This window comes from Prescottella soli (genome assembly GCF_040024445.1).
GTDB lineage: Bacteria > Actinomycetota > Actinomycetes > Mycobacteriales > Mycobacteriaceae > Prescottella > Prescottella soli.
Map to the genome: position 1 here is coordinate 5,221,844 of NZ_CP157276.1, position 17,576 is coordinate 5,239,419.

Consider the following 17,576-nt stretch of genomic DNA (forward strand, 5'->3'; position numbering starts at 1 on the left):
GGTGGGGTCCACCCACCCCGCCACGCGGTGGCGTCGGGCGGCTGTGGCTTTCAGCCGTTCGCGAACAGGCGGATTCGCTGCTCCCGGCTGTGTTCGAGGTGCGTGCGCATGTGCTCGCGGGCTGCTCTCTCGTCCCGGGCGCGCAGGGCGTCGAGGATCTGTTCATGCTCGGAGTTCAGCAGGTCCGGCTCGCCGTAGTTCGACGGCGGGCCGCTGTCGTAGATGCGCAGCTGGGTGGTGAGGCGCACGAGCAGCGTCATGATCGTCGTGTTGTGCGCGGCCTGCCACAGTGCCTCGTGGAAGCGGAAGTTGTCGGTGCGGGCCGCGTCGTCGTCGTTGGTGTGGCAGCACGAGGAGTGCAGTCGCTCGAGACGCGCCATGTCGAGATCAGTGTGGCGCAGGGCCGCGGCGCCGGCCGCCTCGGCTTCGAGGGCCACGCGCGCCGCGTAGATCTCGATGACGTCCTCCGGGCTGCCGGACCGCACTCGGAAACCTCGGGACGCGCGTTCGAGCAGGCCGTCGTGGGCGAGCCAGTTGAGCGCCTCCCGAATAGGCGTGCGGGAGGCGCCGTACGTCTCGCTGAGCTGTGTCTCGTGCAGGGCGGCGCCGCGCGGGAACGTACCGTCGAGGATGTCGGCGCGCAGGCGCAGGTACTGCTTGGACGTCTGATCGGAGCGTCCCGAGGCGCCTGCCGGCAGCAGCACTCCCAGATCCGTCAGATCGTCCTCGCGCGTCATTGGTGTCCTTATCTATCTGTTCATCTATCTGTTCCGTCGTCTGACGTGCCGATTATGCCATCGCTGACAGGCGAATACCTATGTATACGTTCGCGATCCAGGGTGCTTCCCGGGGTTCGGGCCGCGTTGTTGATTCTCGTCACACGATCGGGTGCGATGCATGAAGTTCTCGCCGCGAACTCCGGTCGAGTGGGGCGTGGCACATCCCGATGGCGGCGGCGCCCACTGAGGGCATCGCTCCGGAGCCTGATCGGACCACTGTTCGCGTGCGCGTTGACGGCCTCGGCGCGCGCGAGAACAGTAAGAGGTGCCGGTATCGAACTCGTCGATCGCGGGAGGCGTCCCATGGTCAAGGCAGCACTGTTGGTTCGCGTAGAGGCCAAGCGCGGCAAGGAGCAGCAGGTCGCGGAGTTCCTCGAGAGTGCACTGGCCCTGGTGCAACAGGAACCGGACACCGTGGCGTGGTTCGCGCTCCGGTTCGGTCCGGCGACCTTCGGGATCTTCGACGCCTTCCCGGACGACGCCGGACGCCAGGCGCACCTCGCCGGCCGCGTCGCGGAGGCGCTCATGGCGCGGGCCGACGAACTCCTCGTCACGCATCCCAGCATCACCAAGGTCGACGTTCTGGCGAGCAAACTCCCAGCCTGAGGGGCGCGGGCCTTCCCGGGAGCCGGAGCGTTCGGTTTGTCGTCACCGTGAGCCCGTGTGCCGGTGGCGGCTGGTTCGTGACTCGTTCAGCTTCCTCTGATGCCATCGCCGTGCAGGGTGGCAGACGAGGAGAACGGTGTGACGAGTTCACTGACACGACGGCAGGCGATGAAGGTACTGACCGCGGCGGCAGGCACCGCGGCACTGGGCGCGGGAGCGATCCGGAACGCTCCGCAGGCCGGCGCCGCGCCCTGGCGGGACATCCGGGTGCTGTCCCTGAACACCTGGCACGGCGGGACGCAGATCGCGAACGGACTCGAGCGGATCGCCGAGATCATCCGTTCGACGCGCGCCTCGATCGTGCTGTTGTCCGAGGCCGGCGGCGCCACCGCGGCACTCGCCGAGCTGCTGGGCGCGCAGGGTCTGCGTTTCGAGGCGGCGACCTCCTCGGACGCCGGGATCCTCTCGGTGTTTCCGATCAAGGAGACGGCGAATCTCGACTACATGGTCAAGGCGGTCGTGACCGTGGGCGACCTCGAGGTCGCGACTTACTCCGCGCATCTGCAGTACCAGTGGTACGCCACCTACCTGCCCCGCGGATACGGAGCCGGGGTCCCCGCGCCCGGTGAGTTCTCCGAGTTCGGCTGGAACAAGATGCCGAACGGACCGGTCACCGACCCGATCGCGGTTCAGCGCGTCAACACCGCATCCGGACGACCCGCCGTGATCTCCCACTTCCTCGCGGACGCGGCGGCCGAGCAGGACAAGGGACGCGTCGTCATCCTGGGCGGCGACTTCAACGAGCCGTCCCACCTCGACTGGACGGCCGCCACCCGGGACCTGTTCGACCACAACGGTGTGGTGGTGCCGTGGGAGTCCACCCGCCTGCTCGAGGACGCGGGCTTCGTCGACGCCTATCGCGCGACGTACCCGAACCCGGTGACGCACCCCGGGTTCACGTGGCCGTCGGACAACCCCGACGTCGCGGTGTCGAAGTTGACGTGGGCGCCCGAGGCCGACGAGCGCGATCGCATCGACTATGTGTTCGCGAGCAACAGCACCCGCCTGCGACTGCGGTCCGCGGGGATCGTCGGGCCGCGCGAATCGATCGTCCGAAACCAGCGCACGGCCGAGGACACCAGGGACAACTTCGTCGAGTCGCCGTTCCCGTGGCCCACCGATCACAAGGCGGTCGTCGCCACCTACCGGTGCCTGCCGTCGCTCGGCGGCTCCGCCTCCTGACCTCCCCGGCAGAGCTGTCACGGCCCCGCAACCCACGTTGCGGGGCCGTGATTTTCTCCCTCCCACGGCGTGATTTCCGAGCGTGGACTGTTATCCGGCCCCGGACGTCGGACGTGGTGGTGTGCGGTGTTTCACGAACCGGACAGTCACATCGATTTCTCCGATTCCGGTATGAGACTCGGATATTTCCTGGTCAGAGGGATTTTCTTCGACCCTGCCGTCGGATGGATCGAACCCGGGTACGTATACGTGCATCGGCAAACACGTACCCCTGCGGGTAGTTCTACCGATGTCTCGTTCCGATAACGCCGGAACTCTGGGTTGTGCCCGAACACCGATGCCAGACCAAGTGTCGGACCACAAGCAAGACCCGGAGGACCCTCGAATGGCCCTGAAGACCACCCGCCTGACCCGCACGACCCGTGGACTGCTGCTCGGCGCAGTGACCGCCGGCGCCCTCATGATCCCCGTCGCCCCCGCGATGGCACAGCCCCTCACCACTCCGAGCTGGGGCAACACCTCGCTCCAGCCGACCCAGGTGGCATCGCACGGCCAGGCCGTCGCGAACGCCGCGCAGTCCAAGATCGGTTCCCCGTACGTGTGGGGCGCGACCGGCCCGAGCACCTTCGACTGCTCCGGCCTGGTGCAGTGGGCCCACAAGCAGGCCGGCATCTCCGTCCCCCGTGTCAGCTACGACCAGGTGGGCGGTGGCACCTCGGTGTCCAAGGCCAACCTGCAGCCCGGTGACGTCGTCGGCTTCTACGACAACGAGCACGTCGGCATCTACATCGGCAACGGCAAGGTGGTCCACGCCCCGACCGAGGGCGAGAACGTGAAGGTCTCGTCGATCGACGCGATGCCCTTCTCCGGCGCGAGCCGCTACTGATCCGGGCCCCGCTCGACAGACCCGAGCCCCGTTCACACTCTCCGTGTGAACGGGGCTCGTCGTATGTCCGGGGAGAACGCTCAGCCGAGGTAGAAGTCTCTGCGCTCGGCCACGAACGCCTCCACGGTCCGGGGCGGTGTCCCGGTCAGGCGCACGACGTCGTCGGACGCCCGGTCGTAGCGGTTCTCCCGGTGCAGTCGCGCCATGGTCGCGATGTGTTGCTCGGTGTGCGGTGGCAGCCCGGCCTTGGCGAGCACGTCGGCACGCCAGCGGTCCAGCGGCACGTCCTCGTAGGTCACCGACCGCCCCAGAGCCCGGGAGAACTCGGCCGCGACGCCGTCCATGTCGAGCGAGTGCGGCCCGGTCAGCTCGTACACGTGTCCGATGTGCGGGCCCGGGTCGCGCAGCACCGTCGCCGCGGTCCGCGCCACGTCGCCGGCAGCGATCGGCGACGACCGTCCGGTGCCGAACGGCAGCGCGAGCGTGCCCCGCTCCCGGATCGACTGCGCAGCCAGAGTGGTGAACAGCGGATTGTCGAGGAACACGGTCGGCCGCAGGTGGACCACCGGTAAACCCGACCAGTTCAACACCTGCTCCGAGAGCCAGTGCAGTCGCTGCTGGCGCGACTCGGAGGTGCTCGTCGCGGTCATCTGGGACACCGTCATCTGCGACAAGTTCACCAGGGCGTCGAGCTTCCCGTACTCCCGCGCGACCGTGGCCACCACGGTCGTCGCGAGCAGCAGGTCCGGAGAGACGCTCATCGCGAAGTACAGTCGGCGCACGCCCTCCAGCGCTGCCGCGACCGTCTCCGGGCGGGTCAGGTCGCCGATCACCACCTCCGCCCCGAGCGCGCGCACGTCGCCAGCGCGCTCGTCGTCGTGACGGACCATCACACGAACCGGCACGTCGTGCGCACGCAACTGGTCGACCACGACGCGGCCCACACCGCCGGCGCCGGGAACGAGAACGAAGTCGTCGAGAGCCATCGGTCATCCTCCGAGCAGACGGTGATGCCTCCAGTGTCCGGCGCACGACACGGACGAGTCCACCCGCAGTGCGATCACGGGGATCGCGGCGCGGATGGACTCGTCCGGAGGTACTGCGGACCGAGTGGGCTACCTGACCTGATCGGTGCAGGTCAGGTGGCCCAGCGGATCAGCAATCGTAGTAGAGCGAGAACTCGTAGGGGTGCGGACGCAGGTTGACCGGGGCGATCTCCTGCTCGCGCTTGATCGAGATCCAGGTCTCGATCAGGTCGGTGGTGAACACGCCACCCTCGGTCAGGTAGTCGTGATCCTGCTCGAGGCGATCGATGACGGCGGACAGGCTGGTGGGGGCCTGCGGGATGTTGCGGGCCTCCTCCGGCGGGAGCTCGTAGAGGTCCTTGTCGACCGGAGCCATCGGCTCGATCTTGTTCTTGATGCCGTCCAGGCCGGCCATCATCTGCGCGGCGAAGTTCAGGTACGGGTTGCCCGAGGAGTCCGGCGCGCGGAACTCGATGCGCTTGGCCTTCGGGTTGTTGCCCGTGATCGGGATACGGACCGCGGCCGAGCGGTTGCGCTGGCTGTACACCAGGTTGATCGGGGCCTCGTAGCCCGGAACCAGGCGGTGGTACGAGTTGATCGTCGGGTTCGTGAACGCCAGCAGCGACGGCGCGTGGTGCAGGATGCCGCCGATGTACCAGCGGGCGATGTCCGACAGGCCCGCGTAGCCGGCCTCGTCGTGGAACAGCGGCTTGCCGTCCTTCCACAGCGACTGGTGCACGTGCATGCCCGAGCCGTTGTCGCCGAACAGCGGCTTCGGCATGAAGGTGGCCGACTTGCCGTACTGCCAGCAGGTGTTCTTCACGATGTACTTGAACAGCTGCAGGTCGTCGGCAGCCGCGAGCAGCGTGTTGAACTTGTAGTTGATCTCCTGCTGACCGCCGGTGCCCACCTCGTGGTGGCCGCGCTCGAGCTCGAAGCCCGCGTTGGTCAGGTTCGTGGAGATCGCGTCACGCAGGTCGACGTAGTGGTCGTACGGTGCGACGGGGAAGTAGCCGCCCTTGGCGCGCACCTTGTAGCCCAGGTTGGGGCTGCCGTCGGCGTTGACGTCGTTGCCGGTGTTCCAGGCGCCGGAGATCGAGTCCAGCTCGTAGAACGCACCGTTCATCTGCGAGTCGTAGCGGACCGAGTCGAAGATGTAGAACTCGGCCTCGGCACCGAAGAACGCGGTGTCGGCGATGCCGGTGGACTTCAGGTACTCCTCGGCCTTGCGTGCGACGTTGCGGGGGTCGCGGCTGTAGGCCTCACGGGTGAACGGATCGTGGACGAAGAAGTCCATGTTCAGCGTGCGGGCCTTGCGGAACGGATCGATGCGCGCCGTGGAGACGTCGGGCAGCAGCATCATGTCCGACTCGTGGATCGACTGGAAACCGCGAACCGAGGAACCGTCGAACGCGAGGCCGTCCTCGAAGACGTCCTGGTTGAAGGCGGACGCCGGAATCGAGAAGTGTTGCTGGACGCCCGGCAGGTCGCTGAAGCGGATGTCGACGTACTCGACATCCTGGTCGGCGATGTACTTGATGACCTCTTCGGCCGTGGTGAAAGCCACGTGGTGCTCCTTCAGTCGGTTACCTGCCGGTCGGGTTTCGGCGGTTTCGTCGAGGCAAGACGGTAGAGAGCCGGTGTTGCCCGTTAATCAAGCCTATGTTTCGCCGGTGTTACACGTCGGCGTTCGGCGCGCGTACGGGGTCCGATGTGAGCATTCCCACGGCATTTCGGTGTGACGAGCAGCACCGATCCGACTCCGTCGGGCCGGTCCGCGCACGTCGACGCCTATCCTGGACGGCATGGCACGTATGACCGGTTCCTGGCTCTCCGGACCCTCGGCGGCACTGCCGAAGAATCAGACCACGGCGCAGGCGTATCGAGGTGAGCTCCTGGGGTTGCCCGCCGAAGGTCCCGGATCGCTGGCTCCGACCGGTCGCCGCGTCGCGGCCCTCGCCATCGACTGGCTCACCGCGGCGGGCGTCGTCCTGCTCCTGATCGGGGAGGAGCCGCTGCAGAACCCGCGGCTCGGCACCTACACCATGATGCTGTGGTTCGTGGTGGGCGTCGTCTGCGTCACGCTGTTCTCGTTCACGCCGGGCCAGTACATGCTGGGGCTGCAGGTCGCGCGCGTCGACGCGCCGGCCAAGGTCGGATTCGTCCGGGCGCTGGCCCGTCAGGCGCTGATGGTGTTCATCGTCCCCGCTGTCATCACCGACGTCGACGGCCGCGGCATGCACGACCGCGCCACCGGCACCGGCCTGATTCGCGTGCGCTGATGACCGCGCCCGCTACAAGCTGAAGGGACCCTTTGTGCGCTCGCAGCGCACGAAGGGTCCCTTCAGCTTGTAGAACCTGACGGTCAGCGGCGACGGATCGTGCGCTGCATGCCCTTCATCTTCGCGCCCGGAGGCAGCGGGCCCTTCGGCATCGCGGCGCCGCTGCGGCTGCCGAGCGCGGCCAGACGCGACTCGATGGAGTCCATGCGCTTGGTGTCGATGTTGCGCGGCAGCTTGTTGAGCTGCTTGGTGAGCTGCGACAGGGGCACCTCGCCCTCGCCGTTGCCGACGACGAAGTCGTAGATCGGGGTGTCGCCGACCAGGCGCGCGGTCTTCTTCTTCTCCTGCGCGAGCAGGCCCTTGACGCGCTGCGGCGAACCCTCGGCGACCAGGATCACACCGGGACGGCCGATCACCCGGTGCACGGCGTCGAGCTGCGTCGTTCCGGTGACGGCGTTCGTGACGCGCCACGCGCCCTGCATGTTCTCGAGCGCCCACGCGGCGGCACCGGCCTGGCCCTCGGCCTTGCCGTAGACCGTCTTCTGGACGCGCTTGCCGAAGATGATGAAGGCGAGCAGGACACCGATGAGGATGCCGATCGGCAGCAGGAACCACTCGATGCCGAAGATCAGGCCGATCAGGAAGAACACGACCGCGCTCAGCACCACGGCGCCGATGATCAGCGGCAGCAGCAGCTTGTCTTCCTTGCGCTGCATCTGGAACGCCTGCCAGAGCTGAGTCCGGCGTTCCTTCGACGCCTGCTTGCGGGCCGCCTTCGCCGCAGCCTTCGCTTCCTTGCTTGCCTTGCCCGCTTTTCCGGACTTACTGCCGTTCGCCATACCTCACAGGATACGTCCCTCACCGCGCACTATTGCGCGCGCGGTGAGGGGGACGTGCACGTCAGGCGCGGGCGAGACGCTCGAGGACCGAACTGGCCTCCTGCGAGGCGGTGCCCCCCTCGGCGAGGTGGGCCTGGCCCTCGGGAAGCGCGCGACCGTGGTGCGCCATCGCCTGCGCGTAGAGGCGGCCGGCGCGGTACGACGAGCGGACCAGCGGCCCGGCCATGACTCCCGCGAAGCCGATCTCCTCGGCGGCCTTGGAGTGCTCGACGAACTCCTCGGGCTTGACCCACCGCTCGACGGGATGGTGCCGCGGCGACGGGCGCAGGTACTGGGTGATCGTGAGGATGTCGCAGCCGGCCTCGTGGAGGTCGACCATCGCCTGGTGGACCTCGTCCGGCGTCTCGCCCATGCCGAGGATGAGGTTCGACTTGGTGACCAGACCGAAGTCGCGGGCGGCGGTGATGACGCCGAGCGACCGCTCGTAGCGGAACGCGGGACGGATCCGCTTGAAGATGCGGGGCACCGTCTCGAGGTTGTGGGCCAGCACCTCGGGGCGGGACTCGAACACCTCGGCCAGCAGGTCCGGCTTGCCGTTGAAATCGGGGACCAGGTTCTCGACGCCGGTGCCGGGGTTCATCGCGTGGATCTGCCGGACGGTCTCCGCGTACAGCCACGCGCCGCCGTCGGGCAGGTCGTCGCGGGCGACGCCGGTGATCGTCGAGTAGCGCAGCCCCATCGCCTGGACGCTCTCGGCGACGCGGCGCGGCTCGTCGCGGTCGAGCGCGGCCGGCTTGCCGGTGTCGATCTGGCAGAAGTCGCAACGGCGGGTGCACTGCTCGCCACCGATGAGGAACGTGGCCTCGCGGTCCTCCCAGCACTCGTAGATGTTGGGGCAGCCGGCTTCCTCGCAGACCGTGTGCAGGCCTTCGTTCTTCACCAGGCCCTTGAGCTCGGTGTACTCGGGACCCATCTTCGCGCGGGTCCGGATCCAATTGGGCTTGCGTTCGATCGGAGTTTCCGCGTTTCGGATCTCGATGCGGAGCAGCTTCCGTCCTTCTGGGGCGACAGTCACGGCCTCGATCGTACGCCTGACCGATCTTTCGCTCCGGGCTGGGCGGAGCGCCTCAGCCGAACCGGACCGTGGTGAACTCGGGTGCCCGGACCGCGGTGTCGAACGTCACCCGCTCGATGTCGTGCACCGTCACCGGCAGAGCCCCGTCGAGGGCCGCGAGGACGGACTCGGTGACCGCCGGAGTGACGTCGTCGATCGTGACGTCACGGCCGAGTTCGCGCGACAGCGTCGTCACGCCGGCGTCCCGGATACCGCACGGGACGATGTTGTCGAAGCCGTCCAGGGCGGCGTTGCAGTTCAGGGCGAAGCCGTGCATGGCTACCCCGCGCTGCACCCGCACGCCGATCGCGGCGACCTTGCGCTCGGGCAGCCACTGTCCGTCGACCATCTCGGCCGGGAGCCACACGCCCGACCGGCCCTCGACCCGTCCGCACGTGAGGCCCAGGTCGGTGCACACCTGGATGAGCGCCTGCTCGATCCGGCGGACGTAGCTGACGACGTCGACGGGCTCGGCGAGCTTGACGATGGGGTAGCCGACCAGCTGACCGGGCCCGTGCCACGTGATCTTGCCGCCGCGGTCGACGTCGATGACCGGGGTGCCGTCCATCGGGCGGTCCTCCGGGGCGGTCCGGCGGCCGGCGGTGTAGACGGCGGGATGCTCGAGGAGGAGCAGGGTGTCGGTTCCCTCGTCGTCGGCACGGGATCCGGCGAGGACGCGCTGCTGCTCCCACGCCTCCATGTAGTCGATGCGTCCGAGACTCTCGACGGCCATCGGCTGGGAACTGAATCGGGCCGACGCGGTGGCACTGCTCATGGCTGAAGACGTTACGCCTGCCGGACCGCGGCTCAGACGCCTGGCGCGCGCTCAGCGGAATCCGGCGTGAGGAGTTGCTCGGACAGCAGCTCCAATGCCTGCCTGGCGTAGCCGCGCCACATCGAGATGACGAGGGGCATCACGGGCCGCCCGAGACCCTTCGGGTGCAGGACCCATCGCCAGGTGATGAGGGTTCCGGTGCCCTTCGGCGTGAACTCCCAAGATCCGTCGATGCTGTCGACCAGCGGTCTCAGCGGACCGGTGATGTTGCTCAGCCGGTAGCTGAACGAGTGCGGGGCATCGATCTCGGTCAGCAGCTCTCGCATCGTTCCGCCGTCGGTGGTGACGACCGTGCGCGACTGTCCGACGCGGCCCCAGATCCCGTCCTGCCCGCGGACCCGCTTGATCGGCGGCAGCAGGCCGTAGCGCCGGGAGAAGATCGCAGTCAGCGGGATCGGCAAGGTCAGGTCGAAGGCTCGCTGGAGCGTGATCGGAATCGCGCGGGACTGCTCGACGACGACCGTGGTGGACATCACTCGAGGCTACCGCGGGTAGCAAAGCCGGTCAGTCCGGCGCCCACACCGGACTCGCATCGTGACATGCGCATTCGCTGCATCTCGACAGTTCACCGTCCGAAGGCGTACCCGAGTGCGGCGTCGATGGTTGCGTGCCGGAACGAGAATCCGGCGCGTTCGAGGGCGGTGGGGATGGCGCGCTGTCCGATCAGAACAGCCTCTCTGGCGAACTCGCCGATCAACGCCGATACGGCGAATCCCGGAACCATCCACGGTGCCGGGCGATGCACCGCACGGCTCATCGCACTGTTGAAACCCGCATTGGTGACGGGTTCGGGCGCGCACAGGTTTACCGGGCCGCGCAGGTCGTTCTGTGTCAGCACGAACTCGATGGCGGCGACCTCGTCGGCCAGGGAGATCCACGACATGTACTGCCGACCGCCGCCGAGCCGGCCGCCCAGCCCCACCGAATACAACGGGCGCAGCCGCCCGAGCATCCCGCCCTTCGGGGACAGCACGGTCGCGGTGCGCAGCGACACGACGCGGACGCCGCCGTCGCGCGCGGGGGCGGTCGCGGCCTCCCAGTCGCGACACAACTGCGCCAGGAATCCGCCACCGGACGGGGAGCGCTCGTCGACGATCCGGTCCCCGGTGTCGCCGTAGTAGCCGACCGCACTGCCGTTGACGAGGACCGGGACGCCGGCGTCCACGACGGCACGGGCCAGCACGTCGGTGGTCGTGAGGCGGCTGTCGCGGAGGGCCTGCTTGTACGCGCCCGACCAGCGCCGGTCGCCGATGCCCGCGCCGCACAGGTTGACGACGGCGTCCACGCCGCGGAGCGCGGCGGGATCGACGACACCGGTCTGCGGATTCCACTCGATTTCGTCGGTGCCGGTCGGATGCCGCCGGACCAGGCGGGCGACGTCGTGGCCGTCGCCGCGCAGTGCCCCGACGAGTGCACCCCCGATCAGCCCGGACGATCCGGCGATGAGCACGCGCATGGGAGTCCTCCTCGATCTCGGAAACGACGCCTTGCGGAAACGCCGAGGGGCACCATCCCTCGTGGAGATGGTGCCCCTCGGTTCCGACTCACGTCGAGTTCGTGAGGTCGTGGACCCTTACAGGCCCAGGTCGGCCTCGAACGACGCCTCCTCGAGGCGCTGCTTGATGGTCGTCAGGAAGCGACCGGCGTCCGCGCCGTCGACCAGGCGGTGGTCGTAGGTGAGCGGCAGGTAGCACATCGAGCGAACGCCGATGGACTCGTTGCCGTTCTCGTCCTGGACCACGACCGGGCGCTTGACGATCGCGCCGGTGCCCAGCATCGCGGCCTGCGGCGGAACCAGGATCGGGGTGTCGAACAGTGCACCCTGGCTGCCGATGTTGGTGATGGTGAAGGTGCCGCCGGACAGCTCGTCCGGCTTGAGGCCACCGGTGCGCGCGCGCTTGGCGATGTCGGCGATCGCGCGGGCCAGACCGGCCAGCGACAGGTCGCCGGCGTTGTGGATCACCGGCGAGAGCAGGCCCTGCTCGGTGTCGACCGCGATGCCCAGGTGCTCGGCAGCGTGGTAGGTGATCTCCTTGGCGCCCTCGTTGTAGCTCGCGTTCACGTTCGGGTGAACCTTGAGCGCCTCGACGACAGCCTTCGCGAAGAACGGCAGGAACGTGAGGTTCACGCCCTCGCGCTCGGCGAAGTCGGCCTTGGCCTGGGCCCGCAGCGCCGCGATCTTGGTGACGTCGACCTCGAAGGTCTGGGTCAGCTGCGCGGTGCTCTGCAGCGACTCGCGGGTCTTGACTGCCGTGATCTGGCGGATCCGGTTGACCTTCTGCGTGGTGCCACGCAGGTGGGCCAGCTCGGGACGGACGCCGGCGGTCGCGGCCGGGGCCGGAGCTGCTGCCGCGGGAGCAGCGGCAGCGGCCGGTGCGGCGGCGGGAGCCTTCGCGGCATCGGCCGCGGCGAGGACGTCCTGCTTGCGGATGCGGCCACCGACGCCGGTGCCGTTCACCTTCGACAGGTCGACGTTGTTGTCCGCGGCGAGCTTGCGGACCAGCGGCGTGACGTACGGGGCGCCGTCGGTCGACGGAGCGGGAGCAGCCGGTGCGGCGGGGACCGGGGCCGGTACGGCAGCGGCGGGAGCCGGGGCAGGCGCCGGAGCCGCCGGGGCGGGAGCCGGAGCTGCCGGAGCTGCGGGAGCCGGGGTGGGCGCGGGCGCCGGGGCGGGAGCGGTCGGGGCGGCAGCGGCGGGCGCACCGGAGCCGATGACAGCGAGCTGGCCGCCGACGTCGACGGTGTCGTCCTCCTGCGCGTTGATCTCGAGCAGCACGCCGGCGACGGGGGACGGGATCTCGGTGTCGACCTTGTCGGTCGAGACCTCGAGGAGCGGCTCGTCCACGGCGACCTCGTCGCCGATGGCCTTGAGCCAGCGGGTGACGGTGCCCTCGGTGACGGACTCTCCGAGCTCCGGCATCGTGACCGGGGTGCCGGTCGCGGAACCGGCCGGCGCGGCGGCGGGTGCGGGAGCAGCGGCCGGAGCCGGGGCGGCCTCGGCGACCGGGGCGGGCGCAGGAGCAGCGGGCGCAGCCGCCGGAGCGGGAGCAGCAGCGGGCGCGGGAGCCTCTCCGGCCTCACCAATCACGGCCAGCTCGCCACCGATCTCGACGGTGTCGTCCTCCTGCGCGACGATCTTCGTCAGAACGCCGGCAGCGGGGGACGGGATCTCGGTGTCGACCTTGTCGGTGGAGACTTCGAGCAAGGGCTCGTCTACTGCGACCGTGTCCCCTTCCTGCTTGAGCCACCGCGTGACAGTTCCCTCGGTGACCGATTCACCAAGGGCTGGCATCTGGACGGAGAAGGCCATTTCTTTTGACTCCTCGACGGTTGTGTTCGGGTTTGTTGAGTTTTGTCGACTTGTGGTCGAAAACCATTGTGCTCGAGAAGCACGGTTCCGGCGGCGGTGTACGACGTTTCCGAGGCGCCTCACTCCGGTGGTGTGCTGCGCTTCGGACCCGTCGTGCTGCCCGCTCCGCCCATCCTTTCATTGATGCCCGGAGCGTGTCCGGCGAGGGGCGGGTCGTGTCCCTGAGAGGGGCGGGTCATGGTCGTTTCCTCGTCGGCGCTCGCCGCGGCTGGCAAAATCGGACAGATCGCTGCGGGGTCGTCCGCGCTGCGCCGGGAGGAGAGTTCACGTGGGGTTGTTCGACCGTTTCACGCGTCGGGGTGCGGCGCGTCCGAAGGCGGGGGGCGAGTCCGACGCGCGTCACCTGGCGGACTGGGCGCGTTCGCACCGCGGCGTCGAGGCCTACATCGAACCGGAGACCACGGTGACGGAGCTGACCGTGGTGCTCGTCGCGTACGACGGCGAATGGACCCGGCGCAAGGTCGGTGGCGAGCGGGGCGCCCGCAAGCTCGGCCAGGAGCTGAAGATCCCGGTCTACGACGTGCGCAAGACCGGATACCCGCAGCGGATGCGCGACTACGACAACCGTCGCCGGATCGAGCGGAAACGCGAACGCCAGCGCGAGTTCGACTAGGCGGCCGCGCCGCCCGTGCGCACTGTCGGTGGTCGGAACCACCGCGAGCGCGCACGGGCGCGGAGCGCCTAACCGTTGGCGGCGATGTCCTCGAGCACGGAGATCATCGTGCGGACCGGGACGCCGGTGCCGCCCTTGCCGGTGTAGCCGAACGGGCCACCGGTGTTGAAGGCCGGTCCCGCGACGTCGATGTGCGCCCACTGCACGCCGTCGGCGACGAACTCCTTCAGGAAGATCGCGGCCGCGAGCATGCCGCCCCAGCGGTGCGGGGTCACGTTCGCCAGGTCGGCGACCCGCGAGTTGAGGTCGGCGCGCAGTTCGGCCGGCATCGGCATCGGCCACGCGTTCTCGCCGATCTCCTGCGAGATCGTGGCCACCCGGTCGCGGAACTCGTCGGTGCCCATGACGCCGGCGGTGCGGTTGCCGAGCGCGACCATCTGCGCGCCTGTGAGCGTGGCGGTGTCGATGAGGTAGTCGGGGTTGTCCTCGCAGGCCCGCGCGATCGCGTCGGCGAGGATCAGTCGGCCCTCGGCGTCGGTGTTGATGACCTCGACGGTGGTGCCGCCGTACTGAGTGAGCACGTCGCCGGGGCGCTGCGCGGTCGCCGACGGCATGTTCTCGGCCATCGGCACCCAAGCGGTGACGTCGACGGGCAGGCGCAGCTTGGCGGCGAGCACGACCGTCGCGACGACGGCTGCCGCGCCGCCCATGTCGGAGGTCATGTTCTCCATGCCGGCGGCCGGCTTGATCGAGATGCCGCCGGTGTCGAACGTCACGCCCTTGCCGACGAGCGCGACCTTCTTGACGCCGCGGCGGCGACCGGACGAGTACGTCATCTGCACCAGGCGCGGCGGGCGCGACGAGCCCTGGCCGACGCCGACGATGCCGCCGAAGCCGGCCTTTGCCAGTGCCTTCTCGTCGAGAACCTTCACCGTCAGGCCAGCGGCGGTCCCGAGGGCCTTGGCGCGGGCGGCGAACTCGGCCGGGAACAGGTGACTGGGCGGGGTGTTGACGAGCTCGCGGGCGGTCGCGACGGATTCGGCGATCGCGGCCGAGCGGGCGAGCGTGTCCTTCGACGCCTTGGCGCGCGGCGATTCGACGAGCAGTTCGACGCGGGCGAGCGGCCGCGCATCGGCGCCGGGGGCGGACTTGGACTTGAACTCGCTGAACGCGTAGGCGCCGAGGAAGAAGCCCTCCGCGGCGGCGCCGAGGTCGACCGACGCCAACGTCGTCGCCGCGGTAGCGACGCCGGACAGGGCGCGCGCGGCCACGCCGGCCGACTTGCGGACCTGCTCGGCGTCGATCTTGTCGGCGGCGCCGAGGCCGACGGCCAGGACGCTCGCGACGGACAGCTCGGCCGGTGCCGGCACGCGGGTGAGCTCCTCGGCCTTGCCGGTCGCGCCGACGGCCTGCAGGTCGTCGAGCAGACCCGCGAGCACGTCCTCGTCGACCCCGGCGCCCACGAGTGCCTCGGGCCCGTCGGAGCCGGTCGTCAAACCGATCACGAGCACGTCGACGCGCTTGGCGAGCGAGCCGGCGAGCGCCAGGTCGGGTCCGAGGTTGCGAGTGGGGGAAGAGGTTGAGGGCACGGGCATCTCCTGCGGTGGGGCAATTGGGAAGTTGGTAGCCGAAATCCGATGTTAGTGCGCTGACGGCGTCGGCTAGCGTTGTGCCTCATGAGCGACGCGCAGCTGCTGCAGGGCCCCATTCATTCCGTTCACGTCGACCTCGGCGCGACCTTCGCCCCGTTCGGCGGCTGGGAGATGCCGGTCTCGTACGCGGGCACCGTCGCCGAGCACACCGCGGTGCGCGAGTCGGTCGGGCTGTTCGACGTGAGCCACCTCGGCAAGGCGCTCGTCAAGGGCGACGGCGCGGCGGACTTCGTCAACGCGACCCTCACCGCCGACCTCGGCAAGATCGGGCCCGGCCAGGCCCAGTACACGCTGTGCTGCACCGAGACCGGCGGCGTCGTCGACGATCTGATCGCGTACTACGTCGCCGACGACGAGATCTTCCTCGTGCCCAACGCCGCCAACACCGCCGACGTCGTCGCGCGCCTGCAGGCCGCGGCACCGGCGGGTCTCGAGATCACCGACCAGCACCGCGACTACGCCGTGTTCGCGGTGCAGGGGCCCAAGGCCGCCGACGTCCTCGGGGCGCTGGGGCTGCCGACCGACATCGAGTACATGGGCTTCGTCGACGCCGACTGGAACGGCGTGCCGGTGCGCGTCTGCCGCAGCGGCTACACCGGCGAGCGCGGCTACGAGCTGCTGCCCCGGTGGGCCGACGGCGAGGCGCTGTTCCGGGCGTTGATCGACGCTGTTCGCGCCCAGGGCGGCGAGGCCGCGGGTCTGGGCGCGCGTGACACGCTGCGCACCGAGGCGGGTTACCCGCTGCACGGTCACGAGCTCTCGCTGGAGATCTCGCCGCTGCAGGCCCGCTGCGGGTGGGCGATCGGATGGAACAAGCCGCAGTTCTGGGGTCGCGAGACGCTGGTCGCGGAGAAGGCGGCCGGACCGGCGCGGCGCATGTGGGGGATCAAGGCACTCGACCGCGGCGTGCTCCGTCAGGGCCAGACCGTGTCGAAGGACGGAGCCGCGATCGGCGAGACCACGTCGGGCACCTTCTCGCCGACCCTCAAGGTGGGTATTGCCCTGGCGCTGCTGGACACCGGGTCCGGCGTCGCGGCGGGCGACGAGATCACCGTCGACGTGCGCGGGCGTAGCCTCCGATGCGAGGTCGTCACGCCGCCGTTCGTGCCGGTCCGCACCAAGTAACACTCCGACACCAGGTAAGCGGCGAAACTCTGTTAGATAGGATCACGGCTTATGAATGACGGCCTAGAATTCGTGCGTACCCAGCATCCTTCCCCCGCTACCGAAGAGGCGCGGCGCAAGGTTCTGGAGTCGCCCGGATTCGGTCGGTACTTCACCGATCACATGGTGTCGATCATGTACACCGAGGGTCGCGGCTGGCACGACGCCGAGGTGCTGCCCTACGGGCCGATCGCGCTCGATCCGGCCGGGATGGTCCTGCACTACGGCCAGGCGATCTTCGAGGGCCTCAAGGCCTACCGCCAGCCGAACGGCGGCATCTCGTCGTTCCGTGTCACCGCTAACGCCGAGCGTCTGCGTCAGTCGGCCCGTCGTCTGGCGATGCCGGAGCTGCCCGACGAGCTGTTCGTGGGATCGATCGAGACACTGCTCGACGTCGACGAGGCGTGGGTTCCCGCCGCCGGCGGCGAGGACTCGCTCTACCTGCGCCCGTTCATGTTCTCCACCGAGGCGGGCCTGGGTGTCCGTCCGGCCAAGGAGTACCGCTACCTGCTGATCGCCTCCCCGGCGGGCGCCTACTTCCCGCGCGGCGTCAAGCCGGTCAGCGTGTGGCTCTCGCGTGAGTACGTGCGGGCCGCACCGGGCGGCACCGGCGCGGCCAAGTTCGCCGGCAACTACGCGGCGTCGCTGCTCGCGCAGGCGCAGGCGTCGGACGAGGGCTGCGACCAGGTGGTGTGGCTCGACGCCATCGAGCGCAAGTACGTCGAGGAGATGGGCGGGATGAACCTGTTCTTCGTCTTCGGCTCGGGCCCCGACGCACGTCTGGTGACGCCGTCGCTGTCCGGTTCGCTGCTGCCCGGCATCACCCGCGACTCGCTGTTGACGCTGGCGACCGACGCCGGTTTCGCCGTCGAGGAGCGCAAGATCAGCACCGACGAGTGGCGCGAGAAGGCCGCGTCGGGCGAGATCACCGAGGTGTTCGCGTGCGGTACCGCGGCCGTCATCACCCCGGTCGGTCGGGTCAAGTCCGCGGAGGGCGAGTTCACGATCGCCGACGGCGAGCCCGGCAAGATCACGATGGCGCTGCGCGACACCCTCACCGGCATCCAGCGCGGCACCTTCGCCGACACCCACGACTGGATGACCAAGCTGCGCTGAGCGCACGCACCGACGAATCGATATCGGGCCCTTCCGCTTTCGGCGGGAGGGCC

17 protein-coding genes are annotated in these 17,576 nt (G+C 69.1%); 7 read left to right on the forward strand and 10 right to left on the reverse strand.

Features of this window, described 5'->3' with window-relative positions; genetic code table 11:
• Nucleotides 1–50: 50 nt before the first annotated feature.
• Complete coding sequence (locus ABI214_RS24330) at nt 51–737, reverse strand: GntR family transcriptional regulator (protein WP_348604979.1); 687 nt, start codon at nt 735–737, stop codon at nt 51–53.
• Nucleotides 738–1,082: 345 nt separating this feature from the next.
• Here ABI214_RS24330 and ABI214_RS24335 point away from each other — a divergent pair, with 345 nt between their 5' ends.
• The 3 genes from ABI214_RS24335 (at nt 1,083) to ABI214_RS24345 (ending at nt 3,513) form a co-directional block, all read left to right on the forward strand.
• Nucleotides 1,083–1,385, forward strand: coding sequence for a putative quinol monooxygenase (locus tag ABI214_RS24335; protein WP_348604980.1), 303 nt, complete (start codon nt 1,083–1,085; stop codon nt 1,383–1,385).
• Nucleotides 1,386–1,523: 138 nt separating this feature from the next.
• Nucleotides 1,524–2,627, forward strand: a complete 1,104-nt coding sequence (locus tag ABI214_RS24340; protein ID WP_348604981.1) for an endonuclease/exonuclease/phosphatase family protein — start codon at nt 1,524–1,526, stop codon at nt 2,625–2,627.
• Nucleotides 2,628–3,012: 385 nt separating this feature from the next.
• Nucleotides 3,013–3,513 carry a C40 family peptidase gene (locus ABI214_RS24345; RefSeq protein ID WP_348604982.1) on the forward strand — a complete coding sequence of 167 codons (501 nt, stop codon included), beginning with the start codon at nt 3,013–3,015 and terminating at the stop codon, nt 3,511–3,513.
• 80 nt (nt 3,514–3,593) lie between these two features.
• Here ABI214_RS24345 and ABI214_RS24350 read toward each other — a convergent pair whose 3' ends face one another.
• Both ABI214_RS24350 and glnA read right to left on the reverse strand, forming a co-directional pair.
• A complete protein-coding gene (locus ABI214_RS24350) occupies nt 3,594–4,499 on the reverse strand; it encodes an NAD(P)H-binding protein (RefSeq protein ID WP_348604983.1) in 906 nt (301 codons plus the stop codon).
• A gap of 169 nt (nt 4,500–4,668) precedes the next feature.
• The gene (gene glnA / locus ABI214_RS24355) at nt 4,669–6,105 is read right to left on the reverse strand and encodes a type I glutamate--ammonia ligase (RefSeq protein ID WP_127914028.1); all 1,437 of its coding nucleotides are present in this window, start codon (nt 6,103–6,105) and stop codon (nt 4,669–4,671) included.
• Nucleotides 6,106–6,343: 238 nt separating this feature from the next.
• Between glnA and ABI214_RS24360 the strand changes: the two genes are divergently transcribed.
• A complete protein-coding gene (locus tag ABI214_RS24360; RefSeq protein WP_348604984.1) occupies nt 6,344–6,820 on the forward strand; it encodes an RDD family protein in 477 nt (158 codons plus the stop codon).
• Between the two features lie 83 nt (nt 6,821–6,903).
• On the opposite strand, the gene ABI214_RS24365 is transcribed toward ABI214_RS24360, so the two are convergent.
• The 6 genes from ABI214_RS24365 to sucB all read right to left on the reverse strand — a co-directional run bounded on the left by ABI214_RS24365 (nt 6,904) and on the right by sucB (nt 12,918).
• Nucleotides 6,904–7,659 (reverse strand): DUF4191 domain-containing protein, encoded by a 756-nt coding sequence (locus ABI214_RS24365; protein ID WP_348604985.1) that lies wholly within the window; start codon nt 7,657–7,659, stop codon nt 6,904–6,906.
• A gap of 61 nt (nt 7,660–7,720) precedes the next feature.
• Nucleotides 7,721–8,734 carry a lipoyl synthase gene (gene lipA / locus ABI214_RS24370; protein ID WP_348604986.1) on the reverse strand — a complete coding sequence of 338 codons (1,014 nt, stop codon included), beginning with the start codon at nt 8,732–8,734 and terminating at the stop codon, nt 7,721–7,723.
• A gap of 52 nt (nt 8,735–8,786) precedes the next feature.
• Entirely contained in the window at nt 8,787–9,548 is a 762-nt protein-coding gene (lipB, locus tag ABI214_RS24375) for a lipoyl(octanoyl) transferase LipB (protein WP_348604987.1), read from the reverse strand.
• 32 nt (nt 9,549–9,580) lie between these two features.
• Entirely contained in the window at nt 9,581–10,081 is a 501-nt protein-coding gene (locus ABI214_RS24380) for an SRPBCC family protein (protein ID WP_348604988.1), read from the reverse strand.
• 92 nt (nt 10,082–10,173) lie between these two features.
• Nucleotides 10,174–11,064 carry a TIGR01777 family oxidoreductase gene (locus ABI214_RS24385; RefSeq protein WP_348604989.1) on the reverse strand — a complete coding sequence of 297 codons (891 nt, stop codon included), beginning with the start codon at nt 11,062–11,064 and terminating at the stop codon, nt 10,174–10,176.
• Between the two features lie 117 nt (nt 11,065–11,181).
• A complete protein-coding gene (gene sucB / locus ABI214_RS24390; protein ID WP_348604990.1) occupies nt 11,182–12,918 on the reverse strand; it encodes a 2-oxoglutarate dehydrogenase, E2 component, dihydrolipoamide succinyltransferase in 1,737 nt (578 codons plus the stop codon).
• Nucleotides 12,919–13,246: 328 nt separating this feature from the next.
• Here sucB and ABI214_RS24395 point away from each other — a divergent pair, with 328 nt between their 5' ends.
• Entirely contained in the window at nt 13,247–13,591 is a 345-nt protein-coding gene (locus ABI214_RS24395; RefSeq protein WP_348604991.1) for an oxidoreductase, read from the forward strand.
• 68 nt (nt 13,592–13,659) lie between these two features.
• On the opposite strand, the gene ABI214_RS24400 is transcribed toward ABI214_RS24395, so the two are convergent.
• The gene (locus ABI214_RS24400) at nt 13,660–15,186 is read right to left on the reverse strand and encodes a leucyl aminopeptidase (protein WP_348604992.1); all 1,527 of its coding nucleotides are present in this window, start codon (nt 15,184–15,186) and stop codon (nt 13,660–13,662) included.
• Nucleotides 15,187–15,267: 81 nt separating this feature from the next.
• On the opposite strand from ABI214_RS24400, the gene gcvT reads away from it, so the two are divergent.
• Both gcvT and ABI214_RS24410 read left to right on the forward strand, forming a co-directional pair.
• Entirely contained in the window at nt 15,268–16,368 is a 1,101-nt protein-coding gene (gene gcvT, locus ABI214_RS24405; protein WP_348604993.1) for a glycine cleavage system aminomethyltransferase GcvT, read from the forward strand.
• Nucleotides 16,369–16,419: 51 nt separating this feature from the next.
• Nucleotides 16,420–17,523, forward strand: coding sequence for a branched-chain amino acid aminotransferase (locus ABI214_RS24410; protein ID WP_348604994.1), 1,104 nt, complete (start codon nt 16,420–16,422; stop codon nt 17,521–17,523).
• Nucleotides 17,524–17,576: the final 53 nt, after the last annotated feature.